A 15,626-nucleotide genomic window follows, 5' to 3' on the forward strand; every position below is an offset into this window, starting at 1 on the left:
ATAGGAGATAGGGGCTTTTTCATTTTAAGATAGATTAATTAGCGTATATATCCTTATCGTTCACGGGATTTTTCCCTATTTTTGTCCCTCAATTGAAATGAGAGTATTGAATGGAAGATAAATATGTGAGAAATAGTTTACGGTTCTTTATAGGGGTACTTCTGCTGGTCGTGCTGTATTCGTGCGCGAATATAGCCTCGCCGAACGGAGGGCCTTATGATGAGGCTCCGCCTAAGTTCGTAAGCAGTACGCCGTTGCCCGGCCAGATAAACTATAAGGGAAAGAAGGTGGAGATTATTTTTGATGAGTTGATCCAGATCGATAAGCCTACCGAGAACGTGATCATCACTCCACCCCAAATGGAGCAACCCGTTATCCGGGCGAACGGCCGGAAGGCGGTCATCGAGCTGATGGATACGTTGAAGGAGAATACGACCTATACGATAGACTTTACCAATTCGATCTCCGATAATAATGAGAAGAATGTATTGGAGAATTATTCCTTTGCGTTCTCTACCGGCGAATCCATCGACAGTATGGAGGTGTCCGGAGTCTTGCTGAACGCCGAGAATCTGGAGCCTATGCCGGGTATTACGATCGGCGTGCATACGAATCTGGAGGATTCCGCCTTTACGACGATCCCATTTGTCCGTACTTCCCGTACGAACGACAAGGGAGAGTTTACGATTCGTAATATGGCCCCCGGAACCTATCGGATCTATGCCTTGGAGGATGTGATGCGCTCCTACAAGTACAGCCAGCCCGGGCAGCAGATCGCTTTTTACGATTCCTTGATCGTCCCCGCGTTCGAGTTGACGACCCGTCAGGATACGATTTGGAAAGATAGCTTGACGATCGATACGGTGATGACAGTCGGTTATACCCATTTTATGCCGGACAATATCGAGTTACGCCTGTTTAAGGAGAAAGTAGAGCGTCAATATATGTTGAAGCCGGAGCGTACGGATGAGAAAATACTAACCTTGCGTTTCAATACCTCCTTGGATACTATTCCGGTACCGGTTCCTTTGAATTTCACCCCGGCGGATAGCAATTGGTATTTCTTGCAGACAGCGGAGGAAGGAAAAGCCGTGCATTACTGGTTGACCGATTCTTTGATCTGGAAGCAAGATACGCTGCAAGTGGAGGTGAATTACCTGAAAAGCGATTCCATGAATATACTTCGTCCGCAGACCGATACGGTACAATTTACCATGCGTCGCCGTCCTGTGGAGAAGAAGAAAAAGAAAAAAGACGATGAGCCGGAACCCATCGAGTTTCTGGGAATGAACGTAAACGCTTCCGGTTCGATCAACCTGTATGATACGGTCGCTGTTACGTTTAGCGAACCGGTAGCGGGGTTAACGAAAGATCATTTCTATCTGGATCAGAAAGTGGATACGCTTTGGGAAGCCGTAGACTTCGATTTCTTTCCGGATACGACGAACTCTTTGAACTTCTTCATCAAGCGCCCGTGGAAGTATGGAGAGGAATACCGTTTGGAAGTAGACTCCGCCACGATATTCAGTGCCTATGGTAAATGGAACGATGTGTATAGCGGGGAATTCAAGATCAAGAAGGAAGATGAGTACGGGCATTTATATATCAATATTGAGGGAGCGGATACCACCGCTTTCGTGGAATTATTGAATAGCAGCGACCAGCCGATCCGTAAGGTGAAGGTAAAAGATGGCGGCGTGCTTTTCATGGACTTGAAACCGGATAAATATTATGCCCGTTTAGTATTAGACGTGAATGATAACGGTGTCTGGGATACCGGTAATTACGCCGATAAACGGCAGCCGGAACTTGTCTTCTATTGCCCGAAGATATTCAATATCATGCAGAATTGGCAAGTGGAGGAGACTTGGAATATCAAGGCTACACCGATGAAACGGCAGAAACCGATCGATATCACGAAGAATAAACCGAAAGAGCTAACGAAAAAGAAAAGAGATTACAAAAATGAGGGAACACAGTCTTCGTCCAATAGGAACAGCGGTGTGGGCGGCTTGCGCTTCTAAACTGTATATATGCGTTTTCTTTTTGTGTGTAGCGAGTCTTACGTCTTTGCGGGCACAAACGTTGCCGTTATCCCATGGGGAACGGGTGGATTACGATCTTTATTTTAAATGGGGCCTGATCATGTCGAAGGCCGGATTGGCTACCCTTTCCGTGAAAGAATCGGAATACCAAGGAGCGCCGTCATGGCATTATAACCTGTTGTTCCGCTCTGCCGGCGTGATCGAGAAAGTCTTCAGGATGCGTGATACGATGGATTGCCATTACTCAAAGGAGCCTCGGCTCTTGTTCAGCTCGAAGCGCACGAACGAGGGAGACTACTATCTGGTGGATAATCTCCAGTTTGAGTATCAAGGAAGCGGTAGGATCAATATCCACTCGCATCGCCATACATTAAAGGAGACGAAGATCGACACGATGCTAATGGCGAAAGGACGTGTATTCGATATGCTGGGAGCTACGATGTATCTCCGTTCGCTGGATTGGCGGACGATGAGTTATGGTGCGGAGTTCCCTTTCATGATCGCTATCGGCCGGGAGCTCGTGAACGCTCGTTTCCGCTATACGGGACAACAGATCGTCGAGCATAAGGAGGCGAAATTCCGTACCCGCCATTTCTATATCGATATCTACGATGAGGCATTTTCCCAAGCCAAGGAAGCGGCGGAGGTCTGGATCGGGGATGACGAGAACCATATCCCGGTAAAGATCCGGGCGAAACTGAAGATCGGGGCAGCGGAGGTTTATTATAAAGACTCCTATAACCTGCGTGCCCCGCTTACTTGCCGTATCGTGGTGCAGAAGAAATGAAAGCTTTTTAGATAGGCTTGTGTTTCTCGCACCCAGCTCATCACGGAGCTGGGGCGAGAGCTTTTTATAGAATTTCTTTTTTAAACCAACGGAGTGAAGGGTAATTCCGTGTCTTTGCGGTAACCTGTACCATTAAAAGTCGCGATTAATTCTTCGGCTTCATTGGTGATACGGACTTCGCAATTCGCCAGTCTCTTATGGCTGAACGCTTCTTTCGCTTCCGCATATAAGTATCCCTTACTCTCCGCCTTAAAGAAATTGATGTTTGAGGTAATGGATAATGTCAGGCGTGCGTGGCTATTAGTCGCCGCGGCGAAAGCCAGATCCGCCAACGTGAAGATCGCCCCACCTTGACATACGCCTCCACCATTTAAATGTTCGGGCTTGATGAGCATACGCGCCTTGGCGTAACCGTTGCCCGTTTCTAATAATTCAACGCCCGCAAGCAAGGCGAATTTATCGCCTTGAAGAAATTCATGGATTGTCATAACCTCTTACTATTCGCTTGGTGGATTATTTGCTTAGTTTCCATTCCGCACCATCCTTGGTATCCTTTATCTCGAATCCCATCGCGGTTAATTCGTTACGGATTTTATCGGAAGTCGCCCAGTCTTTGTTTGCCTTCGCTTGTTGGCGGATGGATAATAATAAGTCTACGGCCTTGCTGAAAGTCTCGTAATTACTGCCGCTGGCGGAAGCCTCGTCTTTCATGCCAAGGATATCGAACAAGAATAAATGGAATACCTCTTGTAACTCTTTCAAGTCTTCCTCGGACAGAGTAGCCTTACCGTCTTTTACGGAATTGATCGCACGGGTAGCGTCGAATAGATGAGAAATCACGATTGGTGAGTTCAAATCGTCATTCATGGCCTCGAAACATTTCTCACGAAGACCTTTCGTGTCTACGGTAGAGGTAGCGGACGGCTGCAACTTCATCAAATGTCCGTATGCCTCCATCAAGCGTGACAAGCCCTTCTCGGCAGCCTGTAAAGCCTCGTTGCTGAAATCGACCGTGCTACGGTAATGCGCTTGCAGGATGAAGAAACGGATGGTCATGGCGGAATACGCTTGTTGCAAGGAGGGATGATCACCCGTGAAGAATTGCTCCAGCGTGATGAAATTACCTAATGATTTACCCATCTTCTGGCCGTTGATGGTGATCATATTGTTGTGCATCCAATAATGAACCATATCATCTCCTTGGGAAGCCACGGCTTGTGCGATCTCGCATTCATGGTGCGGGAAGATCAAGTCCATGCCACCTCCGTGGATGTCGAAATGCTCCCCGAGGTATTTCTTGCCCATAGCGGTACATTCGCAGTGCCAACCGGGGAAGCCGTCGCTCCACGGAGACGGCCAACGCATGATATGCTCCGGCTGGGCGCATTTCCAAAGGGCGAAGTCGATGGCGTTATGCTTTTCGTCCTGCCCGTCCAACGCACGGGTCGTATTCAACATATCCTCGATATTGCGACCCGAGAGGATGCCGTATTTATGATCTTTATTATATTTCTCTACGTCGAAATAGACGGAGCCTTGACTTTCGTAAGCGTAGCCGTTATCCAGAATCTTCTTGACTAACTCGATTTGTTCGATAATATGTCCGGAAGCGTGCGGCTCGATGCTGGGAGGAAGTACGTTCAGCGCATCCATCGCTTGATGATAACGATTGAGGTAATATTGAACCACTTCCATCGGCTCCAACTGTTCTAGCCGTGCCTTCTTGGCGATCTTATCCTCCCCATCATCGGCGTCGTGCTCCAGATGCCCTACATCCGTTATATTACGTACATAACGCACTTTATATCCTAGGTGGGTAAGGTAACGGAATAGCAAGTCGAACGTGATCGCCGGACGTGCGTGTCCCAAGTGGGCGTCACCATAAACCGTGGGGCCACATACGTACATACCTACATGCGGCTCGTGCAGGGGTATGAATTGCTCCTTCTTTCTCGTAAGCGTGTTGTAAATATTCAATGGATGTTCCATATTCTATTATATATTTAGGAATCGCGAACTTACATAAAATCCTTGGTATTATCAAGCTGATCGTGAATAGTCTGTAGTTTTCATAGGCATTCATTGACTCTTGATGACTTCCGACGGATTCTCATTGGCTGCCTTACATACCTGTTCACGTATCGTACCTAGAACCATGCTGGTAATGGTGATGAATATTCCCACCAACCACCAGATCTGGATTTGGATGCGATAGGCGTAGCCTTGCAACCAGTAGTTCATGACGAGATAGCTGATCGGGAAAGCGATGATTCCGGCGATGACAATTAATCGCATGTATTCCTTGAAGAACAAGAAAATGATCTCGGAGGCTTTCGAGCCTACTACTTTCCGGATAGCGATCTCTTTACGCCGCCGTTTCGTGGAGGCTGTAGCGACGGCGTAGATGCCGAACAAGGAGATTAGCAAACAAGCGAAAGCGAGGAACGAGAAGATCTTCAGCCCGACGATCTCGGATTGGTTCAGTTGATCGTAAAGCGTTCCGATCGGGGTGAGTTGGGTGTCCGCTAATGTCGGGTCAATCTTGGGCAGTAGCTCCGTGATACGGTGGGTGACGTTTCCTTCCTCACCCGGTATGACCCGGATATACAGATTATTCACCAGTCCACCCGAAGGAATGAATAGCATCGGATGGATACTTTCCCGGAAAGATAGCGCATGGAAATCGTTGACGACACCGACGATCTCGTATTCTTTGATCACGCTGAAATCTGACCACCACGGCATACGGATGATGCTGCCGACTGGGTCTTGTAAGCCCATGGCACGAACCGCCGACTCGTTGAGCACGACACTAAGTTCGTTGCCTTCTGTCCACCATCGGCCCATTAACATCTTTAGGTCGAAGGTCTCACCAAATCGGTGATCGGTTCCATAGAGGTGGAAGTCCACCTTTGTGTCCAGCGGTTTTCCCTCCCATTCCACATTCGTGAAGATCGCCATGGGATCGACATGATGTTGAGGCTTAAAGTTCGTGTCGGTGAAACTTTTGACCTGCGGCAGGGCACTTAACTCTTGCATCAACGTGGATTCTATTTTCCCGGATACGTCTACGAAGCCGGATAGTTGGATAAGGCCTTTTGGATCGAAACCTAAATCTTTTTGATTTACGAATCGCATTTGCTCCATGACAACCAGCGATGCTACGATGAACAGGATACTGATCATCAATTGTAAGGTCACGGCCATGCGGCGTAACAAAAGGGGTTTGACTGTCTCTTTGGGAACGAGCGAGGTGGTTGCCGTATGGCTGAACTGCCCGAAGAATACTAATCCTGTACATTGGAGGATGAGGAATGTACCTATACCTACCCCTGCGAAAAGAAACAGGAACCGGCCCATCTCCAAATCAATCTCCAGCCATCGGGCGAAAAGCGGCTTGACTTGGACTATGAAGATCAAGGCTACCAACAAGGATGCAAGTACGGAACAGCCTAGTTCGACAGACATTTGTTCGATCAATTGCTTTCTCGTTGCGCCGTTGACCGTCCGTAAACGCCATTCCCGCACACGTTGCCGAAAGAGATCCATATAGGAATTCAAGAAATTGAAGAGGGCGGCAAACAATAATAGGGCACCAGATACGACAAACAAGCCGATGAAATTTAAGGTAAAAGGTGTATCTTCATTCAGATGATGCCGGATCTCACGGATGGGGAGTGTTCGCAACTCGATCTCCTTGTTCACCCCGATACGTTCGGGTAGCTCTTTTAGTTGATTGGCGAAGGCTTTTGGGTCTGCGCTTGGATGGAGTTTCACGTATAAGTCCATCACGAAGAAGCTCCATTGTGCCTCTGGAGGTAACTGGGAGAAATGCTGTATCATGTTATGGTTGATGATCGCGTCGAACAGTAGATTGGTATGAGCCGGTGGATCTTTTACCACCGCCGTGACGATGTAGGGAGGCAAGGAGGCTCTCATCAAGGTGTGTATCGGTTGTCCGATCGCCTTTTCCGCGTCGCCAAATAGACGGACCGCCATGCTTTCGCTCAAGATCATGTTGTTTACGATTTGTAGCGGATGACTCATTTCTCCACAAACGAAAGATTGCGGGAATACCTCTAGGAACGTGCTGTCCGTATAAAGCATATTCATTTGGATATAAGGAGTCGCTTGGGTACGGCAGTTTTCGGTTGAAAGCATAAGCGTGGTGGAGGCTTCGATAGCTGGGACTTGCTCTCGTAGGCTATTCTCGATACCTTTCGAGGCTCCTTTGTTTACTTTCCCGGATTGTTTCTCTACGCTATAGACACGGTAGATGGATTCGGAATCCTTGTAGAAAGAATCGTAAGCGGTCTCATGATCCATCCAATAGAGTATGGGCACGAAACAGACGAGGGCGAAAGCCAACCCTAGGATACTGATGGAGGCGCTGACTTTATACTTCCAGATGTTTTTGAAGGCAATGACACAGTAATGTATTAACATGGCAATTCCGTTTTTTGATAATATCGCTGATGACTCAATTTCGCTGAATCCGATTCAAATATCATGCCATAAATGTAACGTATTAGAAAATAGAATCATAGAAAAATCTGTATTTCTTCATGTAGTGCGATAGCGTACATTTTTTGTGCGATAATGCACGTACAAGCTGTCTTTATTCCCTTTATCTTTGTCCGTATGGAAGAAAAAGGAAAGATATTGATCATCGACGATAATAAGGATGTGTTGTTCGCATTGAACTTACTGTTGGAGCCGTACATGCAAAAGGTGAAGGTAACGACACAACCGGCACGCATCGAGTATTTCATGCGGACGTTTCAACCGGACGTGGTCTTGCTGGATATGAATTTCCATCGGGATGCCGTGAGCGGGCAGGAGGGTTTTGAGTATTTGGGACAAATCTTGGAGATCGATCCGCAGGCGGTCGTGATCTTCATGACGGCCTATTCGGATATAGAGAAGGCGGTCAAGGCCATTAAGGTAGGAGCTACCGATTTCATCTCCAAGCCGTGGGAAACGGAGAAGTTGCTGGCTACCCTCTCGTCGGGCATTCGATTGAGCCATTCCCGTAAGGAGGTAGGACGTTTGCGAGAGCAAATGAAAGCCATGAAGGAGGACGACACATTGCCGGAATTGATCGGTGAGTCGCCGGCTATGCTGAAGGTAAAAGACACGATCTACAAACTTGTGGAGACCGACGCGAATATATTGATTACCGGTGAGAGCGGTACCGGAAAAGATCTGGTTGCCCGTTTGTTGAGGCATTACTCGCCCCGGCGTGACGATGCTTTCGTGACGATCGACTTGGGAAGTATCCCGGAACAATTATTTGAGAGTGAGTTGTTCGGCTATGAGAAAGGTGCCTTCACGGATGCCCGAAGATCCAAGCCGGGACGTATGGAGATGGCTTCCGGCGGTACGCTCTTTCTGGACGAGATCGGTAACCTGTCCTTGCCGATGCAATCTAAATTGCTGACAGCTATAGAGAAACGTCATATCACCCGTTTGGGAGCGGTGGAACCGATCTCGATCGATGTTCGTTTGATCTGCGCCACCAACGCCAATCTGCGTCAGCTGGTGGGCGAGGGGAGTTTCCGGCAAGACTTGCTCTATCGGATCAATACCATAGAGATAGCCATACCACCGCTGCGTGAGCGGGGAGAGGATATCTTGATGCTGGCCGATCATTTCCAGAGGCTGTATAGCCGGAAATACAAGAAAACGATCAAAGGGTTGAGCCGGGAGGCGGGGAGTAAGCTGATGAAATACCCTTGGCCCGGTAATGTCCGGGAGTTGCAGCATGTTTTGGAGCGAGCCGTGATCTTGAACGAGGGTACGGTGCTGAGACCGGATGATTTCCCTCTCTATACAGCCTCTTACGAGCGGAAGAAGGAGCTGGACCCTGATTTGAATCTAGAGCAAGCCGAGCGGAAAATCATCGAGCGAGCCTTGCGGCAAAGCAATGGTAATATGAGCTATGCCGCCGAGCTATTGGGTATCACCCGTTTTTCCTTGTATCGTAAAATAGAGAAGTTCGGCTTATGAGATCGTATGCGTTCACGGTCATCTCGCACATCGTAGGCATCGTCTTGTCTACGGGACTCCTGTTCTATTGCGTGCATGAGGAGATTATCTTTTGTCCTACTTTTTGCGGGATCGCGATCTTGTATTTCTCGATTCATCTTTATTTCATACAGATGCGGCAGGTGAAGTATTGGCGTTATGTGGTGGATTGCTTGCGGCAGCAAGACTTGATCCAGATCGTTCGTTCACCTTACGAGGATAAGGTGATGCGGGAGTTGGCGGACGATTTGTCCGCAGCCCTGCGATCCTTGCGTGGCCGATTGATGGACGAGGAGGTGAGGCGGCAGTATTTTGAGAGCCTGTTGAATAAGGTGGATACAGCCGTACTTGTTACCGACAAGGAAGGGGCTATTGAATGGAAGAACCGGACCGCCGACGCGTTGCTGGATACGAGGTGTCGGTTACCCAATGAGTTTTTGGAGGCTATCAAGGCGGGGAAGACGGTGGTGCGTTACGGAAAACCATCCGTTCCGCAAGATTGGGCGATCGATGCCACTCGTATCGACTTGCGAGGTTGCGAGCGTTGGATCGTCAGCTTGAAGAACATCCATTCTACCTTGGAGCGGAATGAGATGGAGGCTTGGCAGAAATTGATCCGTGTCTTGACGCACGAGATCATGAACTCCATCACACCCGTTATCTCGTTGTCCGAGACCTTGAGCAAGCGTTGCAAAGCAGATCCGGATGATGTCCGGAATCGTTCGTATATCCAGCATGGGGTAAATGTCATCCATCGCCGGAGTAAAGGGTTGCTGGATTTCGTTGAGAATTACCGGAGATTGACCCGGATCGCCTCTCCGGTAAAGACCCGTATCTTAGTGAAAGATTTCTTTTCGGATTTAGGGCGTTTGTGCCCTGAGCCTTCTATCCGTTTCCGCTTGCCGGACGAGCCTCTGGAATGGTTTGCGGATCGGGCGCAGATGGAGCAGGTCTTCTTGAACTTACTGAAGAATGCTTGTGAGGCTTGTGCGGAAAAGTCAAACCCCGAGATTATCGTGGCGGCTCAGCAGGAGGGAAACGAACTCGTCTTTACCGTGCGAGACAACGGTATCGGTGTCTTACCCGAGGTGATCGACCGGGTTTTTGTACCTTTCTTCACCACCAAGCCCTCCGGCTCGGGTATCGGTTTAAGCATCTGTAAGCAAATAATCACCTTGCATGGCGGCCATATCTCGGTAGAATCCGAGAATGGAAAGGGTAGCTGTTTCTTTTTGTACTTTAATTGATTATCAGTCTATTGCAGTTTTTCTAAATTTCTTATACGGAAAACTTTAGTTTCTTCAAGGAAAAACTTTCGTTTCTATATAGGGAAATAAAAGTTTCTTACTGAGGAAACTTTTGTTTTATTAGGAGAAAACTCAGGCTGCTATTATAGGAGATTCGTGATAGGATTCATGAGACGGAAAGTTGTTGTCTGTTTTTAGTGCGCTTACCCTGTAAAATACATACCTTCGCGGATATATTTAATTGATTTTCTATGAAATGGTATCTATGGGGGGCAGTTGTCCTGCTTTATTCCCTGTTTGGAAGCGCTTGTTCTACGGAAGGGAGGTATGATTTGTCGGCTTATGGTTTATCCCCGGTCGAGAATGTGGATAATGCGCCCGCTATGGCGAGGGCATTGGAGCAGATACGGGAGAAATGCGAGGAAAACCAGACAATTGTGGTGACCTTGCCTAAGGGCCGCTATGAGTTTTATCCCGATAGCGCGGCGGAGCGTGTCTATTTCATCTCGAATCATGATCAAATGAATCCGAAGAAAGTAGGCTTGCCTTTCGAGGGGATGAAGAATATGGTGTTCGACGGGCAAGGTTCGGAGTTAATCTTCCACGGCAGGATGTTGCCGGTCTCTTTGCTGGATTCGAGGAATTGTGTCTTGAAAAACTTTAGTATAGACTTCAAGCACCCTCAGATTTCACAGGTAAAAGTGGTGGAGAACGATACGGTGAATGGTGGGATCACTTTCGAGGTGGCTCCGTGGGTACACTATGAGATACGGGATAGCGTGTTTGTAGCGAAGGGAGAAGGCTGGGAGTTGACTCCCGGTTCCGGTATCGCCTTCGAGGGAGATACACGTCATTTGGTGTATAATACAAGCGATATCCCGGTAGGCGTGCGGGGCTTGATCGAGGTTTCTCCAAGGCTGATAAAGTCTCCCCGTTGGAAAGACAACCGTTTGGTGCCCGGTACGGTGATCGCCATGCGTTCTTGGGAACGCCCGGCTCCCGGTGTCTTCCTGTATCATGACGTGAATACGACTCTGGAGAATATCAAGGTTCATTATGCCGAGGGAATGGGCCTCTTGGCGCAAATGAGCGAGAATATCACGCTGGATGGTTTCTCCGTTTGCTTGAAAGGGGCGGACGATCCGCGGTATTTCACGACACAGGCGGACGCTACCCATTTCTCGGCCTGCAAGGGAGCGATCATCTCCAAGAATGGTTTGTACGAAGGGATGATGGACGACGCTATCAATGTGCATGGAACTTACCTGAAAGTGGTGAGACGAGTGAATGACTCTACCTTGGTAGGCCGGTATATGCACCCGCAATCGTATGGTTTCGAATGGGGAAGGGTAGGGGATTCCGTGCAGTTCATCCATTCGAGCACCATGGAATTGATAGGGGCGAGAAACCGGATTACCGCTATCAAGGCGGTAGATCAACCGGATTACCGAGGGGCGAAGGAGTTCGAGATCCGGTTTGAGAATACGGTGAATCCTTCGATCCATGAGGGAAGCGGTTTCGGCATAGAGAATCTGGAGTGGACACCGACGGTCCTATTCTCGGATAACTTAATCCGTAATAACCGTGCCCGCGGTTCCTTGTTCAGCACGCCTCGGCAAACGGTCGTAGAGAATAATGTTTTCGATCATACCTCGGGGACGGCGATCCTGCTGTGCGGTGATTGCAACGGCTGGTTCGAGACCGGCGCTTGCCGGAACGTGTTGATCCGTAAGAATAAGTTCATCAACTCCTTGACGAATATGTTCCAATTTACGAACGCTATTATCTCTATTTATCCCGAAATCCCGGATTTAGCGTCGCAAAGGAAATATTTCCATAGTGATATCGTGATCGACGCGAATGAGTTTATCACGTTCGACAGACCTTTGGTATACGCCAAGTCCGTGGACGGGTTGGTGTTCACGAATAATATTGTCAAACAAAATAAGGAATATCCGGCTTTCCATTGGAATAACTATCGTTTCTATTTCCAGCGGGTGATCCACTCGAAAATAGAGAACAACTATTTTGATGAAGGGTTTATCCGGGAGAGGGATGTCTTAGAGGAAAATAACGGATATGATATATAGGAAATTAATCGTCTTGGTAAGCCTTTTGATAGGCTTCGTAAACATTGCGTTCGCCGGCGTTGGTGATCTCGATACGTTAAACGTACGTTCTCAAGCCCCTGTCAAGGAGAGAATGCCTGTCGTTGCCTATAAGTTTAACCCGAAAAGCTTGATTCTTCCGGCCTCATTGATAACGGTGGGAGCCGTAGGCACGGCGATTGACGGGATGAATGACTTTCACCTGTTTTCCCGGAAAGATTCCGTGAAGCAAATCCATATCGACAATTACTTGGAGTGGGGAATGCTCGGTTGGGTATTTGTCTGCGACCTTATGGGAAAAGAGAAGCATAACTGGGTGGACCAACTTTGCTTGGTCGCTTTAGCGGAGGGGATGAACGGATTGATGGTGCATGGACTGAAGAACTGGGTAAATGAGCCTCGCCCGGATGGGGCGCCTTATTCGTTTCCTTCCGGACATACCTCGAATGCTTTCTTAGGGGCGCATATGGCTTATAAGGAATTTAAGGATAGCTCACCTATACTCGCTTACTCGGGTTATGCGATAGCGGCGTTCGTGGCGGGTTCCCGCTTATACAATAACAGGCATTGGGTGGCGGATGTAGTGGCTGGTGCCGGCTTCGGTATCTTGTCGGTTGAGTTATCGTATCTGATCTATTTCCCGATTCGTAACGCTATCGCCCGGCGGATCAATCGAAATGTGAAGAACTGCCCGATCGTGGCCGCTCCGGTATTCAGTTCGAATATGGCGGGATTCTATCTGACTTATCAATTTTAATGCGTCTTATGGATCAAGCGCATGTCGGCTTATAGAGACTGGTTGATGCGCAAAAGCTCCTCTATATGCGTGCGGTCGTTGCTGAGGCGTGGGATCTTGTGTTGGCCGCCTAATTTGCCTTTCTGCTTGAGCCATTCATAGAAAGCGCCGTCGTGGGCGATAACGATTTCCAGCGGTTGGAGGGAGATCTCTTTATACCGCTTCGCCTCATAGTCCGAGTTCAGCTTTTGTAAGTTCTGATCTAATAAAGTGGCGAATTCATCGAGAGATTCCGGTTTCTTGTCAAACTCGATAAACCATTGGTGCCGTCCTTTCGCCTTATCCAGCATAAAAAGTGGGGCGGCGGTATATTCTTTTACTTTCGCCCCGGTTCGTAGGCAAGTCATGGCGATCGCCTTATCGGCGTTATCCACCATTAGCTCCTCGCCGAAGGCGTTGATAAAGTGCTTGGTACGTCCGGAGATAACGAATTTATGAGGGAATAACGAGGTGAAACGTACCGTATCCCCGATCTGATAGCGCCATAATCCTCCTGAGGTCGTGATCACCATCGCGTAGTTTTTCCCGGTCTCTACCGATTCCAGCGGTAACACGGTCGGATGGGCGCTACCCACCTCGTTCATCGGGATGAACTCATAGAAAATACCGTAATCCGGCATCATAAGCAAACTGGGGTCTGTCGGATCGTCTTGCAGCCCGAAGAAGCCCTCGGATGCGTTATAGGTCTCCATATAATGCATCTTATTCGATGGAATCAAGGTTTTATATTGCTCCCGGTAAGGCTCGAAACTGATTCCCCCATGGAAGAAGACCTCCAGATTTGGCCATACGTCCGTAAGATATTCCCTACCCGTTTTTTTCAATACGGCCTTGATCAATACCAACATCCAAGAAGGAACACCGGATAGGCTGTTTACATCCTTATTCCAAGTGTTCTCCACGATCGCCTTGATCTTGCTTTCCCATTCATCCATTAGGATAATGGGTTTCTTGGGGACGCGTATTAAATTGACGAGCGGATTGAGATTTTGAAGTAATACGGCGGATAAGTCGCCTTGATGAGCCTCGGAGTTTAGCGGGGAAGGGCTATGGCTACCGCCCAATATCAAGCCTTTCTTGGAGAAGAAACGGCTTTCCGGGTTGTTCCGCAGATAGATGGCTACGCAATCAAAGCCGCCTTTATAGTGGCAACCCTTTAATATCTCGGGGGTGACGGGCAGGAATTTACTTTTGTCGTTCGTGGTCCCGCTACTCTTAGCGTACCACCGCACCACCGAAGGCCAGAGAATATTCCTTTCTCCGTTTATCATTCGGGTGACATACGGCTTTATCTCGTCATAAGTCTGTAAGGGAAGACGTTGGCAGAAGTCAGAATAAGAGCGAATGCTTTTATAATCATATTTGAGTCCCCATTCCGTCTTGCGTGCCGTCGAAAGCAGAGCATGCAGCTGTTTGCGCTGGATATGGTCTATATCCTGCCCAAATCGTCCGATCTCCGTTTGTCGATGGCGGAAAAGGAGCGAAATCGTCTGTGTTAAAATATCCATGCTCTTTTTATTTGTTCGAGTGCAAATGTAGGCATTCTCTTTTTATTTATATCTTTGCTAGGTACTAAATTAACGTTACGATGAAAATAGGGATTCTCTCATCGGGTGGCGATTGCCCCGGTATCAACGCTACGATCCGTGGTGTTGGCAAGACCGCTATCATGCATTACGGCATGGAAGTGATAGGTATTCATAGCGGTTTTATAGGTCTTTTGAATAAAGACGTCCAAGTTTTCGATGAACGGAGCTTATCCGGCATATTAAATTTAGGGGGAACCATTTTAGGAACGTCCAGAGAGAAGCCTTTCCGTAAGCTCTTGGCCTCGGGAGATTCGGAAAAGCCGGAGATCATTAAGAAAAATTATGAGGAGCTGGGGCTGGACTGCTTGGTTTGTATCGGAGGAAACGGTACGCAGAAGACGGCCAATCTGTTATCTCAGATCGGATTGAACGTGATAGGCGTTCCCAAGACAATCGATAATGACATATGGGGTACGGATATTACGTTCGGTTTTAATACCGCCGTGAATATCGCCACGGAATCTATAGACCGTCTTCATTCTACGGCTAGTTCACATAAGCGGGTGATGGTCGTGGAGGTGATGGGCCATCATGCCGGATGGATCGCCTTGTATGCCGGGATGGCTGGAGGTGCCGACGTGATCTTACTTCCGGAATTGGGATACGATATCGATAAGGTGAACGAGGCGATCTTGGATCGGGCTCGCAGGGGCAAACCTTATTCCATCGTTGTAGTAGCCGAGGGTATCGAGACTCCGGATAAAAAGCGTCCTTCTGATTATATTACCCGGGCTATCGAGGCGGGAACGGGTATCGAGACCCGGGATACCGTATTGGGATACACCCAACGGGGTGGAAACCCCTCTCCGTTCGACCGTAACCTTGCGACTCGCTTGGGAGGCCATGCCACGGAACTGATCGCTAATGGTGAATTCGGACGTATGGTTTGTATGAAAGGAGATAGGGTAGAATCCATTCCCTTGTTAGAAGTAGCGGGAAAACTAAAATTAGTGACACCGGATCATGATTTGATCGTACAAGGAAAACGGATGGGGGTAACATTCGGGAAATAAAATAAAAAAGGTTG

The 15,626-nt window shown here is 48.3% G+C and carries 11 protein-coding genes; 7 read left to right on the forward strand and 4 right to left on the reverse strand.

The genetic code is table 11. The features are described 5' to 3' along the window. The first annotated feature begins 110 nt into the window (after nucleotides 1–110). Nucleotides 111–2,024 (forward strand): Ig-like domain-containing protein, encoded by a 1,914-nt coding sequence (locus NBH07_RS14200; protein ID WP_005860672.1) that lies wholly within the window; start codon nucleotides 111–113, stop codon nucleotides 2,022–2,024. After that, on the forward strand, nucleotides 1,966–2,832 hold the full coding sequence (locus NBH07_RS14205) for a DUF3108 domain-containing protein (protein WP_039849114.1): 867 nt from the start codon (nucleotides 1,966–1,968) through the stop codon (nucleotides 2,830–2,832). Before NBH07_RS14200 ends, NBH07_RS14205 begins: the two co-directional genes overlap by 59 nt. 80 nt (nucleotides 2,833–2,912) lie before the next feature. Here NBH07_RS14205 and NBH07_RS14210 read toward each other — a convergent pair whose 3' ends face one another. From NBH07_RS14210 to NBH07_RS14220, 3 genes are all read right to left on the reverse strand, one after another. Next, the gene (locus NBH07_RS14210) at nucleotides 2,913–3,320 is read right to left on the reverse strand and encodes a PaaI family thioesterase (protein WP_005860676.1); all 408 of its coding nucleotides are present in this window, start codon (nucleotides 3,318–3,320) and stop codon (nucleotides 2,913–2,915) included. Nucleotides 3,321–3,345: 25 nt separating this feature from the next. Beyond that, a complete protein-coding gene (gene cysS, locus NBH07_RS14215; protein ID WP_005860678.1) occupies nucleotides 3,346–4,821 on the reverse strand; it encodes a cysteine--tRNA ligase in 1,476 nt (491 codons plus the stop codon). A 90-nt stretch (nucleotides 4,822–4,911) separates the two neighbouring features. Beyond that, nucleotides 4,912–7,278 (reverse strand): ABC transporter permease, encoded by a 2,367-nt coding sequence (locus tag NBH07_RS14220; RefSeq protein ID WP_009018741.1) that lies wholly within the window; start codon nucleotides 7,276–7,278, stop codon nucleotides 4,912–4,914. Between the two features lie 195 nt (nucleotides 7,279–7,473). Between NBH07_RS14220 and NBH07_RS14225 the strand changes: the two genes are divergently transcribed. From NBH07_RS14225 to NBH07_RS14240, 4 genes are all read left to right on the forward strand, one after another. Further along, a complete protein-coding gene (locus tag NBH07_RS14225) occupies nucleotides 7,474–8,841 on the forward strand; it encodes a sigma-54-dependent transcriptional regulator (protein ID WP_011967021.1) in 1,368 nt (455 codons plus the stop codon). Continuing rightward, nucleotides 8,838–10,106 carry a sensor histidine kinase gene (locus NBH07_RS14230; RefSeq protein WP_009018739.1) on the forward strand — a complete coding sequence of 423 codons (1,269 nt, stop codon included), beginning with the start codon at nucleotides 8,838–8,840 and terminating at the stop codon, nucleotides 10,104–10,106. Before NBH07_RS14225 ends, NBH07_RS14230 begins: the two co-directional genes overlap by 4 nt. Before the next feature lie 251 nt (nucleotides 10,107–10,357). Further along, nucleotides 10,358–12,196 carry a right-handed parallel beta-helix repeat-containing protein gene (locus tag NBH07_RS14235; protein WP_009018738.1) on the forward strand — a complete coding sequence of 613 codons (1,839 nt, stop codon included), beginning with the start codon at nucleotides 10,358–10,360 and terminating at the stop codon, nucleotides 12,194–12,196. Beyond that, nucleotides 12,186–12,971 (forward strand): phosphatase PAP2 family protein, encoded by a 786-nt coding sequence (locus NBH07_RS14240; RefSeq protein WP_005864018.1) that lies wholly within the window; start codon nucleotides 12,186–12,188, stop codon nucleotides 12,969–12,971. The genes NBH07_RS14235 and NBH07_RS14240 overlap by 11 nt, the downstream gene beginning before the upstream one ends. A 29-nt stretch (nucleotides 12,972–13,000) precedes the next feature. On the opposite strand, the gene NBH07_RS14245 is transcribed toward NBH07_RS14240, so the two are convergent. Continuing rightward, nucleotides 13,001–14,518: a GH3 auxin-responsive promoter family protein gene (locus NBH07_RS14245; RefSeq protein ID WP_005864020.1), complete on the reverse strand. Its 1,518-nt coding sequence runs from the start codon at nucleotides 14,516–14,518 to the stop codon at nucleotides 13,001–13,003. 80 nt (nucleotides 14,519–14,598) lie between these two features. Here NBH07_RS14245 and NBH07_RS14250 point away from each other — a divergent pair, with 80 nt between their 5' ends. Next, on the forward strand, nucleotides 14,599–15,612 hold the full coding sequence (locus tag NBH07_RS14250; RefSeq protein ID WP_005864022.1) for an ATP-dependent 6-phosphofructokinase: 1,014 nt from the start codon (nucleotides 14,599–14,601) through the stop codon (nucleotides 15,610–15,612). Nucleotides 15,613–15,626 lie beyond the last annotated feature (14 nt).

Source organism: Parabacteroides sp. B2-S-102 (genome assembly GCF_023656665.1).
GTDB lineage: Bacteria > Bacteroidota > Bacteroidia > Bacteroidales > Tannerellaceae > Parabacteroides > Parabacteroides distasonis.